Source organism: Luteimonas sp. A611 (genome assembly GCF_054072715.1).
This window is the reverse complement of the sequence record NZ_JBSVRP010000002.1, coordinates 404638-427859: the sequence shown is the minus strand read 5'-3', so window position 1 is coordinate 427859 and position 23222 is coordinate 404638. Positions and strand designations below refer to the sequence as shown.

General features: G+C 67.5%; 17 protein-coding genes and 3 tRNA genes. 15 read left to right on the top strand and 5 right to left on the bottom strand.

The window, feature by feature from the left end; translation table 11 throughout:
* Positions 1-22 precede the first annotated feature (22 nt).
* Positions 23-99: transfer RNA gene (locus tag ACW5EG_RS12235), tRNA-Asn, on the bottom strand.
* A 34-nt stretch (positions 100-133) separates the two neighbouring features.
* Positions 134-697 (bottom strand): GspH/FimT family pseudopilin, encoded by a 564-nt coding sequence (locus ACW5EG_RS12230; RefSeq protein WP_457018710.1) that lies wholly within the window; start codon positions 695-697, stop codon positions 134-136.
* A 279-nt stretch (positions 698-976) separates the two neighbouring features.
* Between ACW5EG_RS12230 and uvrB the strand changes: the two genes are divergently transcribed.
* Positions 977-3010, top strand: coding sequence for an excinuclease ABC subunit UvrB (uvrB, locus tag ACW5EG_RS12225; RefSeq protein ID WP_457018711.1), 2034 nt, complete (start codon positions 977-979; stop codon positions 3008-3010).
* Positions 3011-3405: 395 nt separating this feature from the next.
* A tRNA-Val gene (locus tag ACW5EG_RS12220) sits at positions 3406-3480 on the top strand.
* Between the two features lie 333 nt (positions 3481-3813).
* Here ACW5EG_RS12220 and ACW5EG_RS12215 read toward each other — a convergent pair.
* Together ACW5EG_RS12215 and ACW5EG_RS12210 are read right to left on the bottom strand one after the other, a co-directional pair.
* Positions 3814-6579, bottom strand: coding sequence for a TonB-dependent receptor (locus ACW5EG_RS12215; protein WP_457018712.1), 2766 nt, complete (start codon positions 6577-6579; stop codon positions 3814-3816).
* A 156-nt stretch (positions 6580-6735) separates the two neighbouring features.
* Positions 6736-8388 (bottom strand): alpha-glucosidase family protein, encoded by a 1653-nt coding sequence (locus ACW5EG_RS12210; protein WP_457021625.1) that lies wholly within the window; start codon positions 8386-8388, stop codon positions 6736-6738.
* 276 nt (positions 8389-8664) lie between these two features.
* On the opposite strand from ACW5EG_RS12210, the gene ACW5EG_RS12205 reads away from it, so the two are divergent.
* Both ACW5EG_RS12205 and ACW5EG_RS12200 read left to right on the top strand, forming a co-directional pair.
* On the top strand, positions 8665-10167 hold the full coding sequence (locus ACW5EG_RS12205; protein ID WP_457018714.1) for an MFS transporter: 1503 nt from the start codon (positions 8665-8667) through the stop codon (positions 10165-10167).
* 2 nt (positions 10168-10169) lie between these two features.
* Positions 10170-11942, top strand: a complete 1773-nt coding sequence (locus tag ACW5EG_RS12200; protein ID WP_457021623.1) for an alpha-amylase family glycosyl hydrolase — start codon at positions 10170-10172, stop codon at positions 11940-11942.
* 33 nt (positions 11943-11975) lie between these two features.
* Here ACW5EG_RS12200 and ACW5EG_RS12195 read toward each other — a convergent pair whose 3' ends face one another.
* The gene (locus ACW5EG_RS12195) at positions 11976-13016 is read right to left on the bottom strand and encodes a LacI family DNA-binding transcriptional regulator (protein ID WP_457021621.1); all 1041 of its coding nucleotides are present in this window, start codon (positions 13014-13016) and stop codon (positions 11976-11978) included.
* Positions 13017-13351: 335 nt separating this feature from the next.
* Between ACW5EG_RS12195 and thrS the strand changes: the two genes are divergently transcribed.
* The 11 genes from thrS to ACW5EG_RS12140 all read left to right on the top strand — a co-directional run bounded on the left by thrS (position 13352) and on the right by ACW5EG_RS12140 (position 23203).
* On the top strand, positions 13352-15256 hold the full coding sequence (thrS, locus tag ACW5EG_RS12190) for a threonine--tRNA ligase (protein WP_457021812.1): 1905 nt from the start codon (positions 13352-13354) through the stop codon (positions 15254-15256).
* Between the two features lie 94 nt (positions 15257-15350).
* Positions 15351-15872 (top strand): translation initiation factor IF-3, encoded by a 522-nt coding sequence (gene infC / locus ACW5EG_RS12185; protein WP_457018864.1) that lies wholly within the window; start codon positions 15351-15353, stop codon positions 15870-15872.
* A 490-nt stretch (positions 15873-16362) separates the two neighbouring features.
* Positions 16363-16560 carry a 50S ribosomal protein L35 gene (gene rpmI / locus ACW5EG_RS12180; RefSeq protein ID WP_141622780.1) on the top strand — a complete coding sequence of 66 codons (198 nt, stop codon included), beginning with the start codon at positions 16363-16365 and terminating at the stop codon, positions 16558-16560.
* A 13-nt stretch (positions 16561-16573) separates the two neighbouring features.
* On the top strand, positions 16574-16933 hold the full coding sequence (rplT, locus tag ACW5EG_RS12175) for a 50S ribosomal protein L20 (RefSeq protein ID WP_457018717.1): 360 nt from the start codon (positions 16574-16576) through the stop codon (positions 16931-16933).
* Between the two features lie 273 nt (positions 16934-17206).
* Positions 17207-18202 carry a phenylalanine--tRNA ligase subunit alpha gene (gene pheS / locus ACW5EG_RS12170; RefSeq protein WP_457018718.1) on the top strand — a complete coding sequence of 332 codons (996 nt, stop codon included), beginning with the start codon at positions 17207-17209 and terminating at the stop codon, positions 18200-18202.
* A 113-nt stretch (positions 18203-18315) separates the two neighbouring features.
* Complete coding sequence (gene pheT, locus ACW5EG_RS12165) at positions 18316-20703, top strand: phenylalanine--tRNA ligase subunit beta (protein WP_457021619.1); 2388 nt, start codon at positions 18316-18318, stop codon at positions 20701-20703.
* Between the two features lie 21 nt (positions 20704-20724).
* Positions 20725-21027: an integration host factor subunit alpha gene (locus ACW5EG_RS12160; RefSeq protein WP_457018720.1), complete on the top strand. Its 303-nt coding sequence runs from the start codon at positions 20725-20727 to the stop codon at positions 21025-21027.
* Positions 21020-21376, top strand: a complete 357-nt coding sequence (locus ACW5EG_RS12155) for a MerR family transcriptional regulator (RefSeq protein WP_457018721.1) — start codon at positions 21020-21022, stop codon at positions 21374-21376. Before ACW5EG_RS12160 ends, ACW5EG_RS12155 begins: the two co-directional genes overlap by 8 nt.
* 83 nt (positions 21377-21459) lie before the next feature.
* Positions 21460-21536 (top strand) — tRNA-Pro (locus ACW5EG_RS12150).
* A 181-nt stretch (positions 21537-21717) separates the two neighbouring features.
* Entirely contained in the window at positions 21718-21915 is a 198-nt protein-coding gene (locus ACW5EG_RS12145) for a hypothetical protein (RefSeq protein ID WP_457021617.1), read from the top strand.
* 193 nt (positions 21916-22108) lie between these two features.
* Entirely contained in the window at positions 22109-23203 is a 1095-nt protein-coding gene (locus ACW5EG_RS12140) for a TraB/GumN family protein (protein WP_457021615.1), read from the top strand.
* Positions 23204-23222 lie beyond the last annotated feature (19 nt).

The following is a 23222-nucleotide window of genomic DNA, read 5'->3' as shown; positions in this document are numbered from 1 at the left end:
GCCCTTGTGGTATCTGCATGTCTGGCGCCCGAAGTTGGACTCGAACCAACGACCCCCTGATTAACAGTCAAGTGCTCTAACCGGCTGAGCTATTCGGGCGGGGACGGCTATTCTAATGTGTCGTGGGCCGGGGTCAAGGAGAGCCGCCTGCCACCACCTCGGCCAGATCGAAGGGGCAGGGCTCGTCGGCCGCTGGCCGCTCGCTCCGCACCCGCCCCACGTTGTTGACCGCGAGCGTCCCCGTGAAGCGGCCTCGCGCGCAGGCCTGCAGGGTGAGGTTGGCGTTGGCGGCCCGGCCGTCGCTCTGGTAGCGCAGATAGTCTCGGTTGGACGCGAGCGACAGCAGGTTGCGGCTCCGGGCGGGCGGCTCGCGGATCTGCAGCAGATCGGCGGGTGCTCCCGGTTGGCGGTCGCGATCGGGATCGAGGAATACCAGCCAGCCCTCGCTCCAGTCGCCGCCGCTCCTGCAGCTCAGTTGCCCGGCTTCGCGGGGGCAGACGACCACCTGCATGCGCCGCATGATGGCGTTCGTCCTGGCCAGCGCCATGTCCACGCGCAGGTTGGACAGGGTGGTGGAGGATCGGCTGCGGTCCAGGAACCGGGCCATGTCGGGCAGGACGATCGTGACGAGGATGGAGAGGATTCCCGCCACTACGATGAGCTCCACCAGTGTGAAGCCGTTCACTTTTTGCTGCATCGCGGAGCCCTCCTTGGCCTGCGGTACGCCAGTGTGTGGAGGGGTGCACGGATGCGAAGTCGGGCCGCAAAGGAGACGGGGGTAGGAAAACTCCCCGCCTGGCCCCATTTCCAGCAGGGCCGCCTCTCGGCGCACGTGGAGGATGGGTGCAACCGGCCCGGAAACCCGCCGGGCCGGGCTGGCCGCGCAAATCGGCGGACGGGCGCCGGGCGATGGCCGCCGAGGCCTGTCTCCTGGCGGTTTTGATCGCGGCTGAAGCCGCTCCTACACTGGACCCACATGACCTCAGCTCTTCACCCCGCAAGCTTCCAGCTCGTCGCGCCGTACCAGCCGGCGGGCGACCAGCCGCAGGCGATCGAGAAGCTGGTCGAGGGCTTCGAGAGCGGGCTGGCGCGGCAGACACTGCTGGGCGTGACCGGATCGGGCAAGACCTACACGATCGCCAACGTGATCCAGCAGGTGCAGAAGCCGACCCTGGTGATGGCGCCGAACAAGACCCTGGCGGCGCAGCTGTACGGCGAGTTCAAGTCGTTCTTCCCGCACAACGCGGTCGAGTATTTCGTCAGCTACTACGACTATTACCAGCCCGAGGCGTACGTGCCGTCCACCGACACCTTCATCGAGAAGGACAGCTCGGTGAACGAACACATCGAGCAGATGCGGTTGTCGGCGACCAAGGCGCTGCTGGAGCGGCGCGACGCGATCATCGTGTGCACGGTCTCGGCGATCTACGGCCTGGGCGATCCGAACGAATACTTCCGGATGGTGCTGCACATGGTGCGCGGCGAGCGCATCGACCAGCGCGAGCTGATCCGGCGCCTCACCGAGATGCAGTACGCGCGCAACGACACCGAACTGCGCCGCGGTACCTATCGCGTGCGCGGCGAGGTGGTGGACGTGCATCCGGCAGAGTCCGACGACGAGGCGCTGCGCATCGAGCTGTTCGACGGCGAGATCGAGAAGCTGACCCAGTTCGATCCGCTGACCGGCGAAACCAAGCGCACGCTGGCGCGCTACACCATCTACCCCAAGTCGCACTACGTCACCACGCGCCGCACCACGCTGGAGGCGGTCGAGGCGATCAAGCTCGAACTGCCGCTGCGGCTGGAGCAGTTCTACGCGCAGAACAAGCTGGTCGAGGCGCAGCGCCTGCAGCAGCGCACCCAGTTCGACCTGGAGATGATGGCCGAGGTCGGCTACTGCACGGGCGTTGAGAACTATTCGCGCCATCTCACCGGCCGCATGCCCGGCGAGGCGCCACCGTGCCTGTTCGACTACCTGCCGCCGGACGCGCTGCTGGTGGTCGACGAATCGCACGTGACCGTGCCGCAGGTGGGCGCGATGTACAAGGGCGACCGCTCGCGCAAGGAGACGCTGGTGGAGTTCGGTTTCCGGCTGCCCTCGGCGCTGGACAACCGGCCGCTGAAGTTCGAGGAATGGGAGCTGCGCTCGCCGCGCACGATCTTCGTCTCGGCCACGCCGAGCAAGTACGAGATCGAGAAGTCGGAAGGGCAGGTGGTGGAACTGCTCGTGCGCCCGACCGGCCTGATCGACCCGGAGGTCGAGATTCGCCCCGTCGCCACCCAGGTGGACGACGTGCTTGGCGAAATCACCAAGCGCGTGGCGATGGGCGACCGCGTGCTGATCACCACGCTCACCAAGCGCATGGCCGAGAACCTCACCGAATACCTGGGCGAGCACGACGTGCGCGTGCGTTACCTGCACTCGGACGTGGACACGGTGGAGCGCGTGGAGATCATCCGCGACCTGCGCCTGGGCAGGTTCGACGTGCTGGTGGGCATCAACCTGCTGCGCGAAGGCCTGGACATGCCGGAGGTGTCGCTGGTGGCGATCCTGGACGCGGACAAGGAAGGCTTCCTGCGCTCGACCGGTTCGCTGATCCAGACCATCGGCCGCGCCGCCCGCAACCTGCGCGGCAAGGCCATCCTGTACGCGGACCGGGTCACCGATTCGATGCGGCGCGCGATCGACGAAACCGACCGCCGTCGGCAGAAGCAGGTCGAGTACAACGCCGAGCACGGCATCACCCCGCAGTCGGTGGTGCGTGCGGTGATGGACGTCATGGAAGGCGCTCGCGACGAGCCTGCCGCGGCCCGCACCGCCGCCGGCAGGGCCAGGCGCGTGGCTGACCAGGCCGAGGACTACGCCACGCTCGACCCGGCCAAGCTCGCCGCCCGGCTCAAGTCCCTGGAACAGCAGATGTACCAGCACGCCCGCGACCTGGAGTTCGAGGATGCGGCGCGGGTGCGCGACGAGATCCGGAAGATCAGGGAGGCAACCTTGGCGGGGTGAGCGGCCGCTCTGCCCCTTCCCCCGCTCGCGGGGGAAGGCCGGGATGGGGGCAAGACGGTGGCGACTTCGTCGGGGTTCCTGCGACCGGTGGCCCCCACCCCAGCCCTCCCCCGCAAGCGGGGGAGGGAGTGATGGCCCCCGGGCCCGGGGAGCGACTGGCCCTCCCCGCAAGCAGGGGAAGGCGCGGTTGGCCCCTTCCCCCGCTCGCGGGGAGGGAAGGCGCGGTTGGCCCCTTCCCCCGCTCGCGGGGGAAGGTTGGGATGGGGGCACGCGCGAAGCGCGCACCCGATGGCAACCGCCGCCAGGTTCCGCTAGAATTCGTCTCCCGCCGCGATGGCGGGTCCTCCAGCCCTTCCGCGGGCGGGGGCATCGGGCCTCGCCCGATCGCGCTTTTCGGGCGGTTAGCTCAGCGGTAGAGCACTACCTTGACATGGTAGGGGTCGGGGGTTCGAAACCCTCACCGCCCACCACGCGATGCGTGGATTCCTAAGCTTCTGCATATCCTGCGGCCCTGTGCTGTCCTGCAGCGCGTCCGCGGGATGCTGATGGCGCACGCCATTGTTCTTCCGCTTCGGCGGCGACCCCCGGCTGCAGCGCCGGCGTAATCCAGCCTGCATCCGCCCGGCTCCCGCCGGGACGCCGGTCTGGAATCGCACCCGGCAAGAGCCGTGGCGCCGCATCGGCGGTCTCATCGCCGCGCGCGCTGACGAGCGCGGCAGTCCGGATGCAGGCACGGCGGGAACAGAAAAAACCCCCGCCGGAGGAGGAATCCGGCGGGGGCGAGCATGTCCGGTGGGAGGGAATCAGAACCGGTAATTCATGCCGAGGACATAGGTACGACCCCATTCGATGCGTTCGAGTGGGCGGTCCTTGCTGCCCGAGTACGTCCGGTAGGACTCGTCGGTCAGGTTGCTGGCCTGCAGCAGCAGGGTCATGCCGGACAGCGCGCTCTGGGCGCCGAAGCTGTAGCTCACCTGGGCGTCGGTGATGTTCTCGCCGACCACGTAGCGCAGGGTGCGTTCGCCGGAGAAATTGCCGATCTCGCCGATGAAGTCGGAGCGGCGACGCTGGCTGACGCGCGCTTCGAAACCGTTGCGCTCGAAGTAGGCGGTCAGGTTGTAGACGCGGTCCGACAGGCCGGGCAGGGTGATCGGATCGGTGCCGACGCTGCTCTCGTTCTCCGGCGCGAGGATGGTGATGTCGCTGTCGTTGAAGCTCGCGCTGGCGATGACGCCGAAGCCGCGCATCGCGTCGCCGAACACCAGGTCCAGCGGCAGCGAAGCGGACAGCTCGAGGCCCTGCAGCTTGCCGCCGGAGCCGTTGAATGGCGCCGAGTAGCGACCCTCGTTCGACACCACGATGCCGGGCGGCAGGGTCGCGCCGTTGGCTTCCAGCCATGAGGCGACCTGGTCGGTGAAGTCGTAGCCGTCGCGCGTCTGCGTGTAGATGTAGCTGCGCAGGTCCTTGTAGAAGTAGGCGGCGGCCACGTAGGCGCGGTTGCCGAAGTACTTCTCGTAGGAGATGTCGAAGGCGTTGGCGCGCCAGGGATCGAGTTCGGGGTTTCCGCCGCTGGCGCCCGGGATGCCGGTCGAGGTGTCGACGCCGAACTCCATCGATGCGCGCAGCTGGTCGACGCGCGGACGCGCGACCTGGCGGGCCAGGGCGACGCGCAAGGTGCTGTCGTTCTCGAACAGGAATGCGAGGTTCAGGCTCGGCAGGATGTCGGTATACGTCTTGCCCTTGGTGATCGGGATCACCTGGCTGCCGACCGGCTGCGAGCCGTCCCAGTAGTTCGCGCTGGACGATTGGTCGGCATGCTGGACCTGGATGCCGAAGTTGCCGCGAACGCCGACGTTGCCCCAGTTGGTGTCGATGTTGGCCTTCGCGAAGCCGGTGCTGATCTGCTCGTCGACGGCCCATGCCTTCGGGATCAGGTAGTCGAGGTCCTCGACGGGATCGAAGGTCATGTAGCGGGCAACGGCCCCTGGCACGTTCCACGCGGGGATGTAGCCCACGCCGGCGAAGCCCAGGTCCACCAGGCCGTACTGCAGGTCACCCGCGATGGGGGTGTCGCCCTGCGGCCCGAGGTTGATGCTGCCCTCCGGCTGGCGCTTGTTCTTGGAACGGTCCGCGTAGTTGAGGCCGATGTCGAGGTCCGACACGAAACCGTCCAGCGGCAGCGAGGCGGCGAGCTTGAACGCGGTCAGTTCATCTTCGACGCGCGGCGTCTTGCCATAGCCGGAGCCGTAGATCGTGTTGGTGAGGAAGAGCGCATCGGGATTGGAATAGTCCCGGCCCGGCACCAGCTGCGAGAAGCCGTCGGTGCGGAAGTCGAGCTGGAGGCTGTCGAGCTGCGGTTGCGGCATCAGCTGCGTATTGTTCTCGAGGCCCAGCTCATCGCGCGTTGTGCGCGACCAGCTGATGTCGGCGACGACGCGTGCCGCGCCAACGCTGAAATCATTGTTCCAGCCGAAGGCTTCGATCTTGTCCTCGCGGCTGTTGTACATGCCGCGGACCAGCGGATAGACGTTGTTGGCGGTGCCGCCGGTGAAGGTGTTGTTGCCGTTGATGCGCGGGTCGGTGACGTCGAGCCGGACCGCGCCGCCCGTTCCGTTGTAATCGCCGAGCGGGACTTCAAACTGGTTGGCCGTATCGACCTGCTCGGCCTTGGAGTAGAACAGGTCGAGGGTGCTGGTCCAGGCGTTCGACGGACGGTACTGCAGCGTCGCCATCACGCCGTCGCGCTCGAGCTTGCCGGTGCGGCGCAGGGCCTTGATGCCGTCGGAGTAGTAGGTGCCTGCAGCGACGCCGGGGCGCCAGTTGTCGCCGATCGCCTGCCACGGCTCGTAAAGGCCGACCTGGTTCTCCTGGATCGGCGTGTTCGAGTGCGACCAGCCGATCGATACGCCGAACGTGCCGTCGGCGAACTGGTCGATGTAGCTGGCGTTGAAGCGGCTGCCGTCGTCGCCGACGTTGCCGGCCGAGCCGAGCGAGCTCTCCTGGTAGCGGCCGCTGACCGCGACCACGGTGTCGCTGAAGTTCAGCGGGCGCGCGGTCTGCATGTCGAGCGTGCCGGACAGACCCTGGCCGATCAGCCCGGCATCGGGCGTCTTGTAGATCGTCACGCCGCTCACGAGCTCCGACGGGTACTGGTCGAACTCGACGCTGCGGTTGTCGCCAGTGCTCACCATCTCGCGGCCGTTGAGCAGCGTCGTCGAGAAGTCAGGCGACAGGCCTCGGACGCTGATGACCTGGGCGCGACCGGCGACGCGCTGCGCGGAAACGCCCGGCAGGCGCGAGATCGACTCGCCGATGCTGACGTCGGGCAGCTTGCCGATGTCCTCGGCCGAGATTACTTCGACGATCGAGGTGGCTTCGCGTTTGGTCGAGATCGCGTCCTCGATGCCGCGGCGGATGCCCGTCACCATCACGGTCTCGAGTTCCATCACGTCGTTGGCGGTTTGCGGATCCTGGTCCACCTCAGCGGTTTGCGCGTGCGCATTCGACGCTGCCAGCGCGATGGCCGATGCCAGTGCCACACTCAACAGGTTGCGTTCTGGTGTCAACATTGTCCCCTCCCGAAGGAATGCTGGTTCTGCGAATCAAGACGCCGACGACGCGCCGGCGCTCGTGCTGATTGCATGGTTGAATGGTAGGCGTGGTGCACAGCGCCGGGGCCGTCCTGCATACGTATTCATGCGGGATCCAGCCACAAGATGGATGGATCAGGCGAGACCTTGCGTATCCGCGTCGAGAGAGCCGAACCACGCGCGGTGTGGTGGGAGATCGACGTTGTCTGCGCGAACGTCGCAACGTGGCAGCCCTTCGACATCGAGCGTGATCGCTGCCCCCAGGTTCAGCGGAAGGTGCAGCGTCGTGGCCTCGTTCGACAGGTTGAACGCGACAACCATCCGCTGGGTATCGCTTTCCCGCACGAACGCCAGCACCGGTTCGGGCGTATCGAGAAAACGGATCCTGCCTCCTACCAGCGCCGGCTGGTTGCGGCGCCACGCAAGGAAGGCCCGCGTGGCATTGAGCACGGATTCCGGCTTCCCATCCTGCGCCTCGACGCTCAGCGCAAGGTGTTCCGTTGGCACCGGCAGCCACGGCCTGCCGACGGTGAATCCCGCCAGCTCACTGTCGTCCCACGGCATCGGCGTGCGGCATCCGTCGCGACCCTTGAAATTCGGCCAGAAGGTGACGCCATAGGGATCCTGCAGCGCTTCGAAGGGGACGTCGGCTTCCGGCAGGCCGAGTTCCTCGCCCTGGTACAGGCACACCGAACCGCGCAGCGAACACACCAGTGCGACCAGCATCTTCGCGAAATCGGGGCCGGCGTCGGCGCCGCCCCAGCGCGTCACCGCGCGCTGCACGTCGTGGTTGGAGATCGCCCAGCAAGGCCAGCCGTCGGTCATCGCTGCTTCAAGGCGCTCGACGGTGCCGCGGATGTAGGCTGCACTGAAGTCGTTGGTCAGCAGCTCGAAGCTGTAGCCCATGTGCAGTCGCTGCGGGTTGACGTACTCGGCGGTCGTGGCGAGCGAGTCCTCCGAGGAAATCTCGCCGAGCGTGGTGGCGCCGGGATAGCGGTCGAGCAGGGCGCGCAGCGATTCGAGGAACGGCAGGTTCTCGGGCTGGGTGTTGTTGTGCCAGTGGTACTGGTAGGCGTAAGGGTTGTCGGTGCTGAAGCCGCGGCCTGCGCGCAGGTGTGCGGGCTTGGGCGGGTTGTCGCGCAGCTGGCGGTCGTGGAAACAGAAGTTGATCGCGTCCAGGCGCAGTCCGTCGACGCCGCGGTCGAGCCAGAACTTCACGTTGTCCAGGGTCGCTGCCTGCACGTCCGGGTTGTGGAAGTTCAGGTCCGGCTGCGCGGCGAGGAAGTTGTGCAGGTAGTACTGCTCGCGGCGCGGCTCCCAGCGCCAGGCAATGCCGCCGAACAGCGACATCCAGTTGTTGGGCGGTGTGCCGTCCTCGCGCGGGTCGGCCCACACGTACCAGTCCGCCTTCGGGTTGTCGCGATCCATGCGGCTTTCGCGGAACCATTCGTGCTGGTCGGAGGTGTGGCTGAGCACCTGGTCGATCACCACGCGGATACCGAGGCCGTGCGCCTTCGCCAGCAGGCGGTCGCAGTCCGCCAGCGTGCCGAACAGCGGATCGACGTCGCGGTAGTCGGCGATGTCGTAGCCGAAATCGGCCATCGGTGATTTGAAGAACGGCGAGATCCAGATCGCGTCCACGCCCAGCGAGGCGATGTAGTCGAGCCGCTCGACAATGCCAGGCAGATCGCCGACGCCGTCGCCATCGGTGTCCCTGAAGCTGCGCGGGTAGACCTGGTAGATCACCGCGCCACGCCACCACTCCGTTGTTGAAACGTCCGCTGCCACACGTGACTCCGACCTGCTCTGGACGGACGGCACTATTCCACAGCGGCTGTGCCTTGAAGCCTGTCGAGGGCCGTGTTGGCGTATGAATACGTATGCATGAAACGTGCGTGCGCGCACGGCGCCCGTGCCTGCCGTCGGCACGATAGGCCTGAAAACAAGGCATGGAGTGTCGTTCTGGCGAGTCCGTGAACGGCCACCGCCTGCTGCCGCGCTGCAAGCACGACCGCCGACAAAGCGGTGACAATGCGGGCGGCGCACACGGGGAGCAGGGTTCGCATGGCGAGCAAGCCGCAGCTGTCGTTCTGGCAGATCTGGAACATGTGTTTCGGGTTCCTCGGAATCCAGTTCGGTTTCGCGCTGCAGAACGCGAACGTCAGCCGCATCTTCCAGACGCTCGGCGCGGACATGGAGCAGGTGCCGGGGCTGTGGATCGCCGCGCCGCTGACCGGCCTGCTGGTGCAGCCGGTGATCGGCTACTTCTCCGATCGCACCTGGACGCGGCTCGGGCGTCGCCGTCCCTACTTCCTGTGGGGCGCGATCTTCTCCACGCTGGCCCTGTTCGTGATGCCCAACTCGCCGCAGCTGTGGATCGCCGCGGGCATGCTGTGGATCCTGGACGCCTCGCTCAACGTGTCGATGGAACCGTTCCGCGCCTTCGTCGGCGACCAGTTGTCGCCCAGGCAGCGCCCGATCGGCTATGCCATGCAGGGCTTCTTCATCGGCATAGGTTCGGTGGTGGCCAGCCTGCTGCCGTGGCTGCTGGCGAAATGGGGCGTGCCCAACAACGCGGCGCCCGGCGAGGTCCCGGACACCGTGCGCTACGCCTTCTACGCTGGCGGCACCGTGCTGTTGCTGGCGATCCTGTGGACGATCCTGCGCACGCGCGAATATCCGCCCGAGGTACTGCGTTCGTTCGATGATGCCGAGCCCGAGGGCAGCGGCGCGGCGGATACGGCGCAAGTACCTCCGGCGCGCGGCGGCCTGCCGTGGCTGCTGGTCGGCTCGGCGGGCGTGCTCGCGGTCTGGCTGCTGGGCTGGGACCGCCTGCTGTACGTGCTCGCTGCGCTGCCGCTGGCCTATGGCCTGCTGCGACTGCTCGCGCCACGGCTGCGGCGGGACGCGATGCTGCCGACGCTGACCGCCGACCTGCATGCGATGCCCGGCACGATGCGGCAGCTGGCGCTGGTGCAGTTCTTCTCCTGGTTCGGTCTGTTCTGCATGTGGATCTACACCACCGCGGCGGTGACGCGGCACCACTACGCGACCACCGACACCGCGTCGGCTGCCTGGAATGAAGGCGCCAACTGGGTGGGCGTGCTGTTCGCGGCCTACAACGGCTTCGCTGCGTTCGCGGCCATCGCGATCCCGTGGCTGGCGCGGCGCATCGGCCTGCGCGGCAGCCACCTGCTCAACCTCTGGCTCGGCGGCCTTGGCCTGCTGTCGATCGCATTCGTGCGCGATCCGCAGTGGCTGCTGCTGTCGATGGTGGGCGTGGGCTTTGCGTGGGCTTCGATCCTGTCGCTGCCGTACGCGATGCTGTCCGACAGCCTGCCGGCCGCGAAGATGGGCGTCTACATGGGCATCTTCAATTTCTTCATCGTGATCCCGCAGCTGGTCGCGGTCAGCACACTGGGCGTCCTGCTGTCCAAGCTGTTCGACGGCGATCCTCTGCGGGTGCTCGTGCTTGGTGGCGCCTGCCTGTTCATTGCCGGGCTGTGCACGCTGCGCGTGCGCCTGCCGCTCTCGCACGCCCTGCCGCGCACCGCCACCGGAGCCTGACCATGCGTCCGTCGATCCTCGCCGTCCTCGCCAGCACCTGCCTGACTGTCGCCTGCGGTGGCGCGCGGACAGAAGCGCCCAATCGTGCGCCTGCGGCACGCGACTCCGTCGCTTCCCATCAACTGCACGGCACGCTCGAGCCGTTCGCAAGCCATGCCGTGTACTTCGTAGTCACCGACCGCTTCGTCAACGGCGATCCGGGCAACGACCATCGCGACCAGGGTGGTGCCAACCGCAGCTTCGACATCCCGCTGCCGCCATGCGATGGCGTCGCCGGCAACATCGGCTACCTGGGCGGCGACTTCAGGGGACTGGCCGACAATCTCGACTACATCCACGGCATGGGTTTCGGCGCGGTCTGGATCACGCCCATCGTCGACAACCCCGACGAGGCCTTCACTGGCGGCACTGCGCCCGGCTGCGACAGCAGCCTCAGCGACCGCGGCAAGTCCGGCTACCACGGCTACTGGGGCGTGAACTTCCATCGCGTCGACGAGCACCTGCCCAGTCCCGGCATGGAGTTCCCCGACCTGGCGCGCGCGATGCATGCGCGCGACATGAAGCTGGTGCTGGACATCGTCGGCAACCACGGCTCGCCGGCATGGACGATGCCATCGGGCCAGCCGATGTTCGGTCGCGTGTATGACCGCGACGGGCGGCTGCTGGCCGACCACCAGAACCTGCCGCCGCAGCAGCTCGATCCGGCCGGCAATCCGCTGCATGCCTTCTACAGCAACGTCGGTCCGGTGGACGCCGCGCAGGGTTCGATCTACGACGGCAACCTGGCCCAGCTCAGCGACTTCGATGCGGACAATCCGCAGGTACTCGAGTATCTGGCCGGCGCCTACGAGCACTGGATCGACCAGGGCGCCGATGCCTTCCGCATCGACACCATCGGCTGGATGCCGGGCAGCTTCTGGCAGCAGTTCAGCGACCGCATCCGTCGCAAGCGGCCGGGCTTCTTCATGTTCGGCGAGGCCTTCGACTACGAGGCCAGCAATATCGCCGTGCATACGCACAAGGGACACGGCGAGGTCAGCGTGCTCGACTTCCCGATGAAGCAGGCGATGGACGAGGTGTTCGGCCGCAAGCGTGCGGGCTACGAGCGGCTGGCGCCGGCGCTGCACCTGCAGGGCGGCCCGTATGCCAATCCCTACGACCTGGCCACCTTCTACGACAACCACGACATGCCGCGCATGGACGCCAGCGACGAGGGCTTCATCGACGCGCACAACTGGCTGTTCACCGCGCGCGGGATCCCGGTGCTGTACTACGGCTCGGAAACCGGCTTCATGCGCGGCCGCGCCGAGCACGCCGGCAACCGCAACTACTACGGACAGGCGCGCATCGATGCCGCTGCGCAGAGCCCGATCCATGCCTCGCTGCAGCGCATCGCGAGACTGCGCCGCGAGTCACCGGCGCTGCAGCGCGGACTCCAGCTCAACCTCAAGCTGGAAGGCGACCAGGCCGCCTTCTACCGCGTCCATCAGCACGGCGGCATCGCACAGACCGCGCTGGTGCTGCTCAACAAGGGCGATACCGCAGCGCAGATCGTGTTGGACGGACCGGTGCAGCCCGGCATCTGGCGCGATGGCTTCGACGGCAGCCCGGTGCAGATCGCCGCGCGCGTCGACATCGAGGTCCCGGCGCACGGCGTACGCGTGCTGCTGTACGACGCGCCGCTGGACGATGCCGGCCTGCTGCAGCTGCTGACGCAGGCGATGTCAGCGCACCGGCCAGGCGGGCAGGTCGACGCCGGGGGCAGCGACGGTTGACGCTTACGCACCACGCCCTGCGCGCGGTTGCTCTCAGGCCACAGTCGACTCGCAGCTCGAACGCCGCACCACCAGCGTTGCGGGCAGCCGCTCGCTTTGTGCCGCTGCCCCCTCCACCAGGGCAACCAGCCTGTCCACCAGCAGCTCCCCGGCCAGGGTGGTGTTCTGGTTGATCGTGGTCAGCGCCGGGGTCGCCATGCGCGCGGTGGGGATGTCGTCGAAGCCGACCACAGCCACGTCTTCGGGAATGCGAAGCCCGCGCTCGGCGAGTGCGTGCATGGCGCCGATCGCGATCAGGTCGCTGGCCGCGAAGACCGCGTCGAAGGGCAGTCCGCGCCCGAGCAGTACCTGTGCGGCGGCGTAGCCCGAGTCTTCCGAGCTTTCCGCGTCCGCTTGCAGCGCCCGGTCCAGGCCGGAACCGGCTTCGCGAAGTGCCGCGTCGCAGCCTTCGTAGCGCTCCAGGAATTCTGGGTAGTGGCTTGAGGCATCGCCCAGGAAGGCGACGCGTCGGCGCCCGATCGCCGCAAGGTGCGTGCCGGCCTGGTGTCCGCCACCGATGTTGTCGCAGCCGATCGACAGGCCCGGCTGCCCTGGCAGCACCGCGCCCCAGCGCACGAAGGGCGTGCCCTGCGACATCAGCGTGGCCAGCTTGCCCTGGTAGGCGAGATAGTCGCCGTAGCCGAGCAGGATCAGCCCATCGGCCTTGTGGCTGTCGCCGTAGTCGGCGTGCCAGTCGTTGGACAGCTGCTGGAACGAAATCAGCAGGTCCTTGCCGCGACGTGCGCAGGCGCGCGTGATCGAACCCAGCATCGGCAGGAAGAAGGGATTGATGTGCGATTCGTCCGAGGTCGGGTCCTCGAACAGCAGCAGCGCCAGCGTGCCCGACTGCTGCGCACGCAGGTTGGAGGCGTTCTTGTCGACCTTGTAATTGAGTTCCTCGGCGATCGCCATGATCCGCCGCCGGGTCTCCTCGTTCACCATCGGGCTGCCACGCAGGGCGCGCGAAACCGTTGGCTGGGACACGCCCGCCAGGTGCGCGATATCGAGCGAAGTGGCTTTTCCCCGGATGTTCATGCGGCCCGCTGCAGATGGCTCGCAGCATCATGCCACCGACCACGCGCACCCCGCGGTGCAGCGCAACAATCGCCGATACGGGGTAGAATCGCGGGAGATCCGCCACGAGGTGGCCTGCGGAAACGCGGGCCGAGCGTGCGACATGAGCACTACCACCGCCCAGCGCTGAGTACCCCCTAGGCCACCCGCAGGGCGCCCTTGTGGCGCTTTTTTTGTGGCCGGCGGCCGCGGACATCGCGAACAGCGACGTGCGAGGCCGTAGCACCGGCTTCCCCATCCGGTCCAGCGATGCTGCCGTTCTGCCGGTTCAAGACTCCCGATTCCAGATGCCCGACATGATCACCATCACCCTCCCAGACGGCAGCCGCCGCGAGTTCGAACATCCCGTCACGGTCATGGACGTCGCCCAGTCGATCGGTCCGGGCCTGGCCAAGGCCACCGTGGCCGGCAAGGTCGATGGCCGCCAGGCGGACGCAAGCGACCTCATCGACCGCGACGCGACGCTGCAGATCCTGACCCCGAAGGACGCGGAAGGCCTGGAGATCATCCGCCACTCCGCCGCGCACCTGGTCGGCCACGCGGTCAAGCAGCTGTATCCGGACGCGAAGATGGTGATCGGGCCGGTGATCGAGGAAGGCTTCTACTACGACATCCACTCCGAGCGCCCGTTCACGCCTGATGATCTGGCGGCGATCGAGCAGCGCATGCGCGAGCTGATCGCGCAGGACTACGACGTCATCAAGAAGATGACGCCGCGCGCCGAAGTGATCGAGGTGTTCAAGTCCCGCGGCGAAGACTACAAGCTGCGCCTGATCGAGGACATGGCGCCGGAGATCACCGCGATGGGCCTGTACCACCACCAGGAATACGTGGACATGTGCCGCGGCCCGCACGTGCCGAACACGCGGTTCCTCAAGGCCTTCAAGCTCACCCGCATCTCTGGCGCCTACTGGCGCGGCGATTCGAAGAACGAGCAGCTGCAGCGCATCTACGGCACCGCCTGGGCCGACGAGAAGCAGCTCAAGGCCTATATCCAGCGCATCGAGGAAGCCGAAAAGCGCGACCATCGCCGCATCGCCAAGGCGCAGGGCCTGTTCCACCTGCAGGAAGAGGCGCCGGGCCTGGTGTTCTGGCACCCGAAGGGCTGGGCGATCTGGCAGGTCGTGGAGCAATACATGCGCCGCGTCTATCGCGAGACCGGCTACGGCGAGGTGCGCTGCCCGCAGATCCTGGACGTGGAGCTGTGGAAGAAGTCCGGCCACTGGGACAACTACCAGGACAACATGTTCTTCACCGAATCGGAGAAGCGCACCTATGCGCTCAAGCCGATGAACTGCCCGGGCCATGTGCAGGTGTTCAACCAGGGCCTGCACAGCTATCGCGACCTGCCGATCCGCTACGGCGAATTCGGCGCCTGCCATCGCAACGAACCCTCCGGCGCGCTGCACGGCATCCTGCGCGTGCGCGGCTTCACCCAGGACGATGGCCACGTGTTCTGCACGGCCGCGCAGGTCGAGGACGAAGTACGCGCCTTCCACGCGCAGGCGCTGCGTGTCTACGCCGACTTCGGCTTCGAAGACATCCAGATCAAGATCGCGCTGCGCCCCGAACCGCGCCTGGGCGACGACGCCACCTGGGACACGGCCGAGGATGCGTTGCGCAACGCGCTGCGTGCCTCGGGCGTGGAGTGGCAGGAGCTGCCGGGCGAGGGCGCGTTCTACGGCCCCAAGATCGAATACCACCTCAAGGACGCGATCGGGCGCACCTGGCAGCTCGGGACCATGCAGGTCGACTTCATGATGCCGGGCCGGCTGGGCGCTGAATACGTGGATGAACAGAGCCAGCGGCAGACCCCGGTGATGCTGCACCGGGCCATCGTCGGCTCGATGGAGCGCTTCATCGGCATCCTGATCGAGCACCACGCAGGCTCGTTCCCGGCCTGGCTGGCGCCGGTCCAGGCGGTGGTGATGAACATCACCGACGCCCAGGCGGATGCTGCGGCCGATGTCGCCAAGCTGCTGAATTCCAAAGGATTCAGGGTCGAATCCGACCTGCGCAACGAAAAGGTCGGCTACAAGATCCGCGAGCACACCATGCAGCGGGTGCCCTACCTGCTGGTGGTGGGCGATCGCGAGAAGGAGGTCGGGGCGGTCGCGGTCCGGACCCGCGCGGGCGAGGACCTGGGCAGCATGCCGGTCGAGGACTTCGCCGCGCGCCTGTTGTCGGAAACCCGCGACTGACGGTTGTATCGTGGCCCGAATCCGTTAAAAATCCGTACCTACACCCCCGGCGGGTGCCCCGAGCCGCCCGCCACCCCCATTCCGGAGACGCAGTATTAGCACCCAGGACAAGCAGAATCGCCGTAACAACGAGATCCGCGTACCGCGCGTACGCGTGATCGGTTCCGACGGAGAGATGGTCGGCGTGTTGTCGCGCGACGAAGCATTGCAGAAGGCCCAGGAAGAGGGCCTCGATCTGGTGGAGATCCAGCCCAACGCGGATCCGCCGGTGTGCAAGATCATGGACTTCGGCAAGTTCAAGTTCGACTTGCAGAAGAAGGCCAACGAGGCCAAGAAGAAGTCCAAGCAGGTCGAGATCAAGGAAGTGAAGTTCCGCCCGGTCACCGACGACGGCGACTACCAGATCAAGCTGCGCAAGATGCGCGGTTTCATCGAGGAAGGCGACAAGATCAAGGTCAACATCCGCTTCCGTGGCCGCGAGATGAGCCACCAGGAACTCGGCCGCGAGATGGCCGCCCGGATCGAGGCCGACCTCGGCGAGGACATCGTCATCGAATCGCGCCCGCGCCTGGAAGGCCGGCAGATGGTCATGATGATCGCCCCGAAGAAGAAGTAATCGCGGGCGAAGCCCGCGATACCCCCGTTCCCCTCCGCCCGTTTACGGGCTGAAGAGGCGCGCTTGCGGGCCACGGGCCCGCGCGCCGATGAATGCCCTGCGCGCTGCGCGGGGCCGGGGCGCGGAGCGGGGCAAAGGGTGGGGGAGCGCGCCGCAAGGCGCGCTTCGCTTTTACGGACTTTGCGTCGCTCCGGCCTGCCCCCACCCCAACCCTCCCCCGCGAGCGGAGGAGGGAGCAGGAACGCCCCACCCCAGCCCTCCCCCGCGAGCGGGGAGGGAGCAGAAGGGCGAACCTCGCAATTGCAGGCCCGCCCGCCAGCAGGCATAATGGTCGGCCCGGTTCTCCGGGGCGCTGTACGCAACACCTTTGGACCTGCCCTGCTTCCTTCGGGAATCAGCGGCTTACACACCGGCCAGGCAGGACGGAAAGAGCTTCCGCAATCGCGGACGCCGCCCGGGCCAGTACTAGAAACGACCCCAAGGAATCGCAATGCCCAAGATCAAGACGCATCGGGGCGCGGCCAAACGCTTCCGGAAGACTGCTTCCGGCAAGTACAAGGCAGGCCACGCCAACCGCAGCCACATCCTCACCAAGAAAGCGACCAAGCGGAAGCGCAACCTCCGGCAGACGAACCATGTTCGTGCCGAGGACGCGGGCCGTCTGAACCGCATGCTTCCGTACCTTTGAGGAGGGCTGAATAATGGCAAGAGTAAAGCGTGGTGTGCAGGCGCGTCGTCGCCACAAGAAGGTCATCGGCCGTGCCAAGGGCTATTACAACGCCCGCCGCAAGGTCTTCCGCGTCGCCAAGCAGGCGGTCATCAAGGCCGAGCAGTATGCCTACATCGGCCGCAAGCTGAAGAAGCGCAATTTCCGCTCGCTGTGGATCGTCCGCATCAACGCGGCGGCCCGCATCAATGGCCTGAGCTACAGCCGCTTCATGAACGGGCTGCTGAAGGCCGGCATCACCCTGGATCGCAAGGTGCTGGCGGACATCGCCGTGCACGACGCGGCCGGGTTTGCCGCGCTGACCGAAAAGGCGAAGGGCGCGCTCGCGGCGTAATGCACGTGTCCCGTCGCGGCCGTCGGCGCTTGGCGCGGGCGGTGGCCGGGAGACAAGCTGTACACGCATGGGGAAGGGCGCAAGTCCTTCCCCATTCGTTTTTTCAGGGTCCGGGCACTGCGCGCTCGTCATTCCCGTGTTGTCACCCCACGGTGCTGCCGTCCAGCCAACGCCGGATCGCTCTCCCGGAGCAAGTCCGGGATCGGGGATGACAGGGGGCAGACGGCTCGATCGTCGGCAAGACCGGACCGGGTCCGGAACTGAGGAAGCTCGATGAGCGACATCGAATCACTGTCGAAACAGGCGCTGGCCGATATCGCCGCCGCACCCAGCGCCGACGCGCTCGAGTCGCTGCGTGTGGCGCTGTTGGGCAAGAGCGGCAGCATCACCGCCCAGCTCAAGTCGCTGGGCGCGCTGCCCGCCGAACAGCGCAAGGCGGTGGGCGAGGCAATCAACCGCGTGCGAGATGCGGTGGGGCAGGCGCTGTCGGCGCGCAAGGTGGCGCTTGAGGATGCAGAGCTCGATGCGCGCCTGGCCGGCGAATCGATCGACGTGACCCTGCCCGGGCGCGACGCCGGCCGCGGCGGCATCCACCCGATCAGCCGCACCATGCAGCGCATGGCCGACATCTTCGGCCGCCTCGGCTACGACCTCGCCGATGGCCCGGAGATCGAGGACGACTGGCACAACTTCGAGGCGCTGAACTTCCCGCCGCACCACCCGGCGCGCGCCATGCACGACACCTTCTACTTCGGCGACGGCCGCCTGCTGCGCACCCACACCTCGGGCGTGCAGGTGCGCTACATGGGCCAGCATGCGCCGCCGCTGCGGATGATCGCGCTGGGCAAGGTCTACCGCTCCGACTCCGACCAGACCCACTCGCCGATGTTCCACCAGTGCGAAGGCCTGCTGGTCGACGAGCATTCCACCTTCGCCGACCTCAAGGGCACGCTCGCCGAGTTCGTGCGCGCGTTCTTCGAGCGCGATTTCGAGATGCGCTTCCGGCCCAGCTATTTCCCCTTCGTCGAGCCCGGCGCCGAGGTCGACATCGCCTGGCAGCGCCCCGACGGCAGCACCCGCTGGCTGGAAGTGCTGGGCTGCGGCATGGTGCATCCCAACGTCCTGCGTGCGGTTGGCATCGACCCCGAGCGCTACACCGGTTTCGCCTTCGGCATGGGCGTGGAGCGCCTGGCGATGCTGCGCTATGGCGTCGACGACCTGCGCGCGTTCTTCGACAACGACTTGCGCTTCCTCAGGCAGTTCGCCTGACCCACAGGTTGTCATCCCGACCCCGGACCCGATCCGGGGGAGGGATCTGTTTTTCAGCAAGCCGGCGGAGATTCCTCGCTTCGCCCGGAATGACAGAATGAGAGAGTGACGGAATGAAGTTCTCCGAAAACTGGCTCCGGCAACACGTCCCCACCGACGCCACGCGTGCGCGCATGGTCGAGGTGCTCACCGCGATCGGCCTGGAGGTCGAGGACGTGACGGTGCTGGGCGAGGCGCTGGATGGCGTGGTGGTTGCGCGTATCGTCTCTGTGGAAAAGCATCCGGAAGCGGACCGCCTGCAGGTTTGCCAGGTCGACGCCGGCACCGGCGAGCCGCTGCAGATCGTCTGCGGCGCGCCCAACGCGCGTGCCGGCCTGGTCGCGCCGTTGGCCACCATCGGCACGACGGTCGGCGAGCTCACCATCAAGGCCGCGAAGCTGCGCGGCGTCGCCTCCAACGGCATGCTGTGCTCGGCCAGGGAGCTGGGCATCGACGTCGACGCCGCCGGCCTGCTGGAGCTGCCCGACGACGCGCCGGTCGGCACGCCGCTCGCCGACTACCTCGGCCTCCCCGACGCCAGCATCGAGATCAAGCTCACCCCCAACCGCGCCGACTGCTTCAGCCTGCGCGGGATCGCCTTCGATGTCGCAGCGGCGCTGGGCGGCGAGGTGGCCCCCTTCGACGCCGCATCCGTGCCGGCCACGATCGAGGCCACGCTGCCGATCGAACTCGGCGCCCAGGCCGATGCGCCGCGCTATCTCGGCCGCGTGATCGAAGGCGTGGACGCAACCGCGGCAACGCCGTCGTGGATGGCAGAGCGCCTGCGCCGCAGCGGCATCCGCCCGGTCAGCTTCCTGGTCGACGTCACCCAATACGTGATGCTCGAACTCGGACAGCCGATGCACGCCTTCGACCGCGACCTGCTCAAGGGCCCGTTAGGCGTGCGCCGCGCCCGCACGGGCGAAACGCTCAAGCTGCTCGATGGCCGCGATGCGGTGCTGGACGACGAGTTCCTCGCCATCACCGACGCCGATCGCGTGGTCGCGCTGGCCGGCGTGATGGGTGGCTTCGATACCCGCGTCACCGATGTCACGCGCAACGTGTTCCTGGAGGCCGCGCACTTCGCGCCGGCCGCGATCATCGGCCGCAGCCGCCGCCTCGGCATGCACACCGATGCCGCGCACCGCTTCGAACGCGGCGTGGATCCGCAACTGCCGCGCGATGCGATCGAAGTGGCGACGCGGCTGATCCTCGACATCGCCGGCGGCCAGCCTGGCCCGGTGGTCGAGGCGGCGCTCGAGGCGCACCTGCCGCAGCCGCAGGCGATCACGCTGCGTCGCGCCCGCCTGGCCCGCGTGCTGGGCCTGGACATCGCCGATGCCGAGGTGGCCCGGATCCTGCGCGCGCTGGGCATGGACGTGAAGACGACCGACGAGGGCTGGGACGTCGTGGCGCCAAGCCGCCGCTTCGACATCGCCATCGAGGAAGACCTGATCGAGGAAGTGGCCCGCATCCACGGCTACGACGCGATCCCCACCACGCTGCCCGCGGGCGCGGCCCGCATCGCCGTGCCGAGCGAAACCCGTGCGGGCGAGGACGAGCTGCGCGCGCAGATGGCGGCGCGCGGCTACTTCGAGGCGGTGAACTTCGCCTTCGTCGACGAGGGGCTGCTGCACACCTGGCAGGCGCAGGCGGGCGGGGTGCCACTGGCCAATCCGCTCAGCGCCGAACTGGGCGTGATGCGCACCCGGCTGCTGCCCGGCCTGGTGGCCGCCGCGGCGCGCAACCTGTCGCGCCAGCAGTCGCGCGTGCGCCTGTTCGAGCTGGGCAAGGTGTTTGCCGCGTCGGCAGATGGCGAGGCGCCGATCGAGACGCCGCGCATTGCCGCGGTGATCCAGGGCGGCGCGCAAGCCGAGCAATGGGGCGCGGCGGTCCGTGGCGTGGATTTCCATGACCTGAAGGGCGACCTGGAGGCACTTGCCGCCTGCACCGGCGCGCGCCTGGATTACCGCCCCTCGGATGCGCCGCATGGGCATCCGGGCCGCAGCGCCGAGGTCGTACGCGTCGACGGCGACGCGCCCCGGCGGCTGGGCTGGATCGGCGAACTGCATCCGCGGCTGCTGCGGGCGCTGGACCTGGAAGGCACGGTGCTGGCCTTCGAGCTAGACCTGGAGCCGCTGCGCATGCGCGCCGTGCCGCGCGCCACCGCGCTGTCCCGGTTCCCGTCGGTACGCCGGGATCTCGCGTTCGTCGCCCCGGAGGGCGTGCCCTGGTCGGCGCTGGAAGCCACCGTCCGCCAGGCCGCCGGCCCGCTGTTGGCCGAGCTCCGTCTGTTCGACCGTTATGTAGGCAAAGGGGTCGATCCAGGATTCAGAAGTCTCGCAACTGGCTTGATTCTCCAAGATAATTCGCGCACTCTCACCGAGGGTGACGTGGATGTTGCGGTCGCTGCGGTCATCGCAGCGCTGCAGCACGAGCACGGCGCCAGGATCAGGAGCTGACGTGGCACTCGGGGGGATGGCGTGGCGTTGACGAAGGCGGAAATGGCCGAAAAGCTCTACGAAGAAGTCGGGCTCAACAAGCGCGAGGCGAAGGAGTTCGTCGACGCGTTTTTCGGCGTGCTGCGCGAGGGCCTGGAAAAGGGGCGGCAGGTGAAGCTGTCCGGCTTCGGCAACTTCGACCTCCGCCGCAAGAACGAGCGCCCGGGTCGCAACCCCAAGACCGGCGAGGAGATCCCGATCTCCGCGCGCACCGTCGTCACCTTCCGCCCGGGCCAGAAGCTCAAGGAACGCGTGGAAACCTATATCGGGCCGCGCGATGCTTGACCCCGGCAGCAACCGCGAACTCCCGGCGATCCCGGCCAAGCGCTACTTCACTATTGGCGAAGTCAGCGAGCTGTGCGACGTCAAGCCGCACGTGCTGCGCTACTGGGAAACCGAGTTCCCGAGCCTCAAGCCGGTCAAGCGCCGCGGCAACCGCCGCTATTACCAGCGCCACGACGTGCTGATGGTGCGCCAGATCCGCGGCCTGCTGTACGAGCAGGGCTACACCATCGGCGGCGCCCGCCTGCGGCTGGAGGGCGAGGACGCCAAGCAGGAATCGGCGATGAGCAGCCAGATCGTGCGCCAGGTGCGCATGGAGCTGGAGGAAGTCCTGGTCCTGCTGAAGCGGTAGCCGCACTGCGGCCGGACGCCACACAATGATCAGGCGCCGGCGGACCCGCGGGCCCTTGCGTCGCGTATAATCGCCAGCCAATCCGGGGTATAGCGCAGCCTGGTAGCGCACTTGTCTGGGGGACAAGTGGTCGTCGGTTCAAATCCGGCTACCCCGACCAACACACCGTCCGGCAACGTCCGGACGATACGAATAACCCCCGATCCTGTCGGGGGTTTTTTCGTTCCTGCGCGGCTGCAAGGGTCTACCTGCCACGGCACTGCGCCGTGCAGGCATGGCTTCACACGGCGCCAAGCGGTGCGTGCGTACGCTGCCGCCGTCGTTGATCACGGAGACGGGCAGTGGCGACCAAGAAGAGCGGCAGCGGCAAGCGTGAACTGATCGCACCCAATGGCGACAAGCGGCTGGTGCGACGCGACGCGGAAGGCAGGTTCAAGGAAAGCGACGACCTCGGGCGCTCCCTGTCCCAGGATGTCAGGAAGTCGGCCAAGACCACGGTCAAGTCCGGACAGGGCGACCGCGGGGATCGCAAGCGCTGACTTCGCGCGCCACCGGTGGGATCCAGGCAACTGCGGTGCCGTCCATGGCCGTATCGCGGCCGTGGACGAAGCTGCGTATGTCATTGCATCGGGACCTGGAACTACTGGATCCCCTGACGCGGGAACTGCAGCGCCTGGCGGTGGTTCAGCGCTGAGCGCCGGTGGCCGCTTGCCACTGCAACTGGGATGTTCGATGCGACCGATCAGGATGCTGTGCCTCGTCCTGCTGTTGTTTCCGCCGATCGTGTTCGCGCAGGCGCAGCCCGTGCCGCCGGTGGAGGTGGAAGCAGCGGGCGCAGCTGGGCCCGATACCGGTCCGGACATCGTCGACCACCAGACCATAGTCGTCTCCGGCGCGCTGCCGGGTCCCGGCCTGTGGAAGGTGCGCAAGGACGGGCGCACGCTGTACGTCCTGGCCACGCTGTCGCCGCTGCCCAAACGCATGGAGTGGGAGTCGGCCGGGGTTGAATCGGTGGTGGCGCGCTCGCAGCAGGTGCTGCTGCCGCCCTCGTTCACGCTCGATGCCGACGTAGGCATGTTCCGCGGATTGATGCTGGTCCCGTCCCTGCTCAAGGCACGACGCAATCCGGACGGGCGCAGCCTGCAGGAGGTGGTGCCGGCCGCGCTCTACGCGCGCTGGTCGCCGCTCAAGCAGCGCTATCTCGGCGGCGATCGCGGCGTCGAACGCTGGCGTCCGATCTTCGCCGCGCAGGAGCTGTACGAGGCGGCGATGCGCCGCTCGGGACTGGCGCGCGAGGATGTCGTCGACAAGGAGGTGCGGCGCATGGCCAAGCGCCATGGCATCACGCTGCGCGCGGTGAACTTGAAGGTCGAGCTCGAAGATCCGAAGGCGGCGATCCGTGAGTTCCAGTCGACCACGCTGGCCGACACCGACTGTTTCGCCCGCACCCTCTCGCGCATCGAGACCGACCTGGAAGCAATGCGCCAGCGGGCCAACGCATGGGCCACCGGCGATATCCACACCCTGCGTGCGCTGCCGGTGGAGAACCAGTACAGGGCCTGCATCGATGCGGTCACCGGCAGTGGGCTCGCGCAGCGGCTGGGCATCGATGACGTGCGTCCGCGGCTGGCTGCGATGTGGCTGGGTGCGGCCGAGGAAGCGCTGGCGGAACACGCCACCAGCTTCGCCATGCTGCCGCTGTCGCTGGTGACCGCGCCCGACGGCTACCTCGCACAGCTCGCCGCAAAGGGTTACGAAGTCGAGGCGCCGCAGGTGGTCGCCGTGCCGGAACAGGCACCGCCAGCCGACGGCGACGCGTCAGGCTGAGGCGAACCAGGCGCCGCCA

Bases quoted from the DNA above. Each gene is read 5' to 3' on its own strand.
- ACW5EG_RS12200 (WP_457021623.1), top strand. From the start codon at position 10,170: ATGCGTCCGTCGATCCTCGCCGTCCTCGCCAGCACCTGCCTGACTGTC.
- ACW5EG_RS12155 (WP_457018721.1), top strand. From the start codon at position 21,020: ATGCTTGACCCCGGCAGCAACCGCGAACTCCCGGCGATCCCGGCCAAG.
- rpmI (WP_141622780.1), top strand. From the start codon at position 16,363: ATGCCCAAGATCAAGACGCATCGGGGCGCGGCCAAACGCTTCCGGAAG.
- ACW5EG_RS12195 (WP_457021621.1), bottom strand. From the start codon at position 13,016: ATGAACATCCGGGGAAAAGCCACTTCGCTCGATATCGCGCACCTGGCG.
- ACW5EG_RS12140 (WP_457021615.1), top strand. From the start codon at position 22,109: ATGCGACCGATCAGGATGCTGTGCCTCGTCCTGCTGTTGTTTCCGCCG.
- pheS (WP_457018718.1), top strand. From the start codon at position 17,207: ATGAGCGACATCGAATCACTGTCGAAACAGGCGCTGGCCGATATCGCC.
- ACW5EG_RS12215 (WP_457018712.1), bottom strand. From the start codon at position 6,579: ATGTTGACACCAGAACGCAACCTGTTGAGTGTGGCACTGGCATCGGCC.
- thrS (WP_457021812.1), top strand. From the start codon at position 13,352: ATGATCACCATCACCCTCCCAGACGGCAGCCGCCGCGAGTTCGAACAT.
- rplT (WP_457018717.1), top strand. From the start codon at position 16,574: ATGGCAAGAGTAAAGCGTGGTGTGCAGGCGCGTCGTCGCCACAAGAAG.
- ACW5EG_RS12205 (WP_457018714.1), top strand. From the start codon at position 8,665: ATGGCGAGCAAGCCGCAGCTGTCGTTCTGGCAGATCTGGAACATGTGT.
- pheT (WP_457021619.1), top strand. From the start codon at position 18,316: ATGAAGTTCTCCGAAAACTGGCTCCGGCAACACGTCCCCACCGACGCC.
- uvrB (WP_457018711.1), top strand. From the start codon at position 977: ATGACCTCAGCTCTTCACCCCGCAAGCTTCCAGCTCGTCGCGCCGTAC.
- ACW5EG_RS12230 (WP_457018710.1), bottom strand. From the start codon at position 697: ATGCAGCAAAAAGTGAACGGCTTCACACTGGTGGAGCTCATCGTAGTG.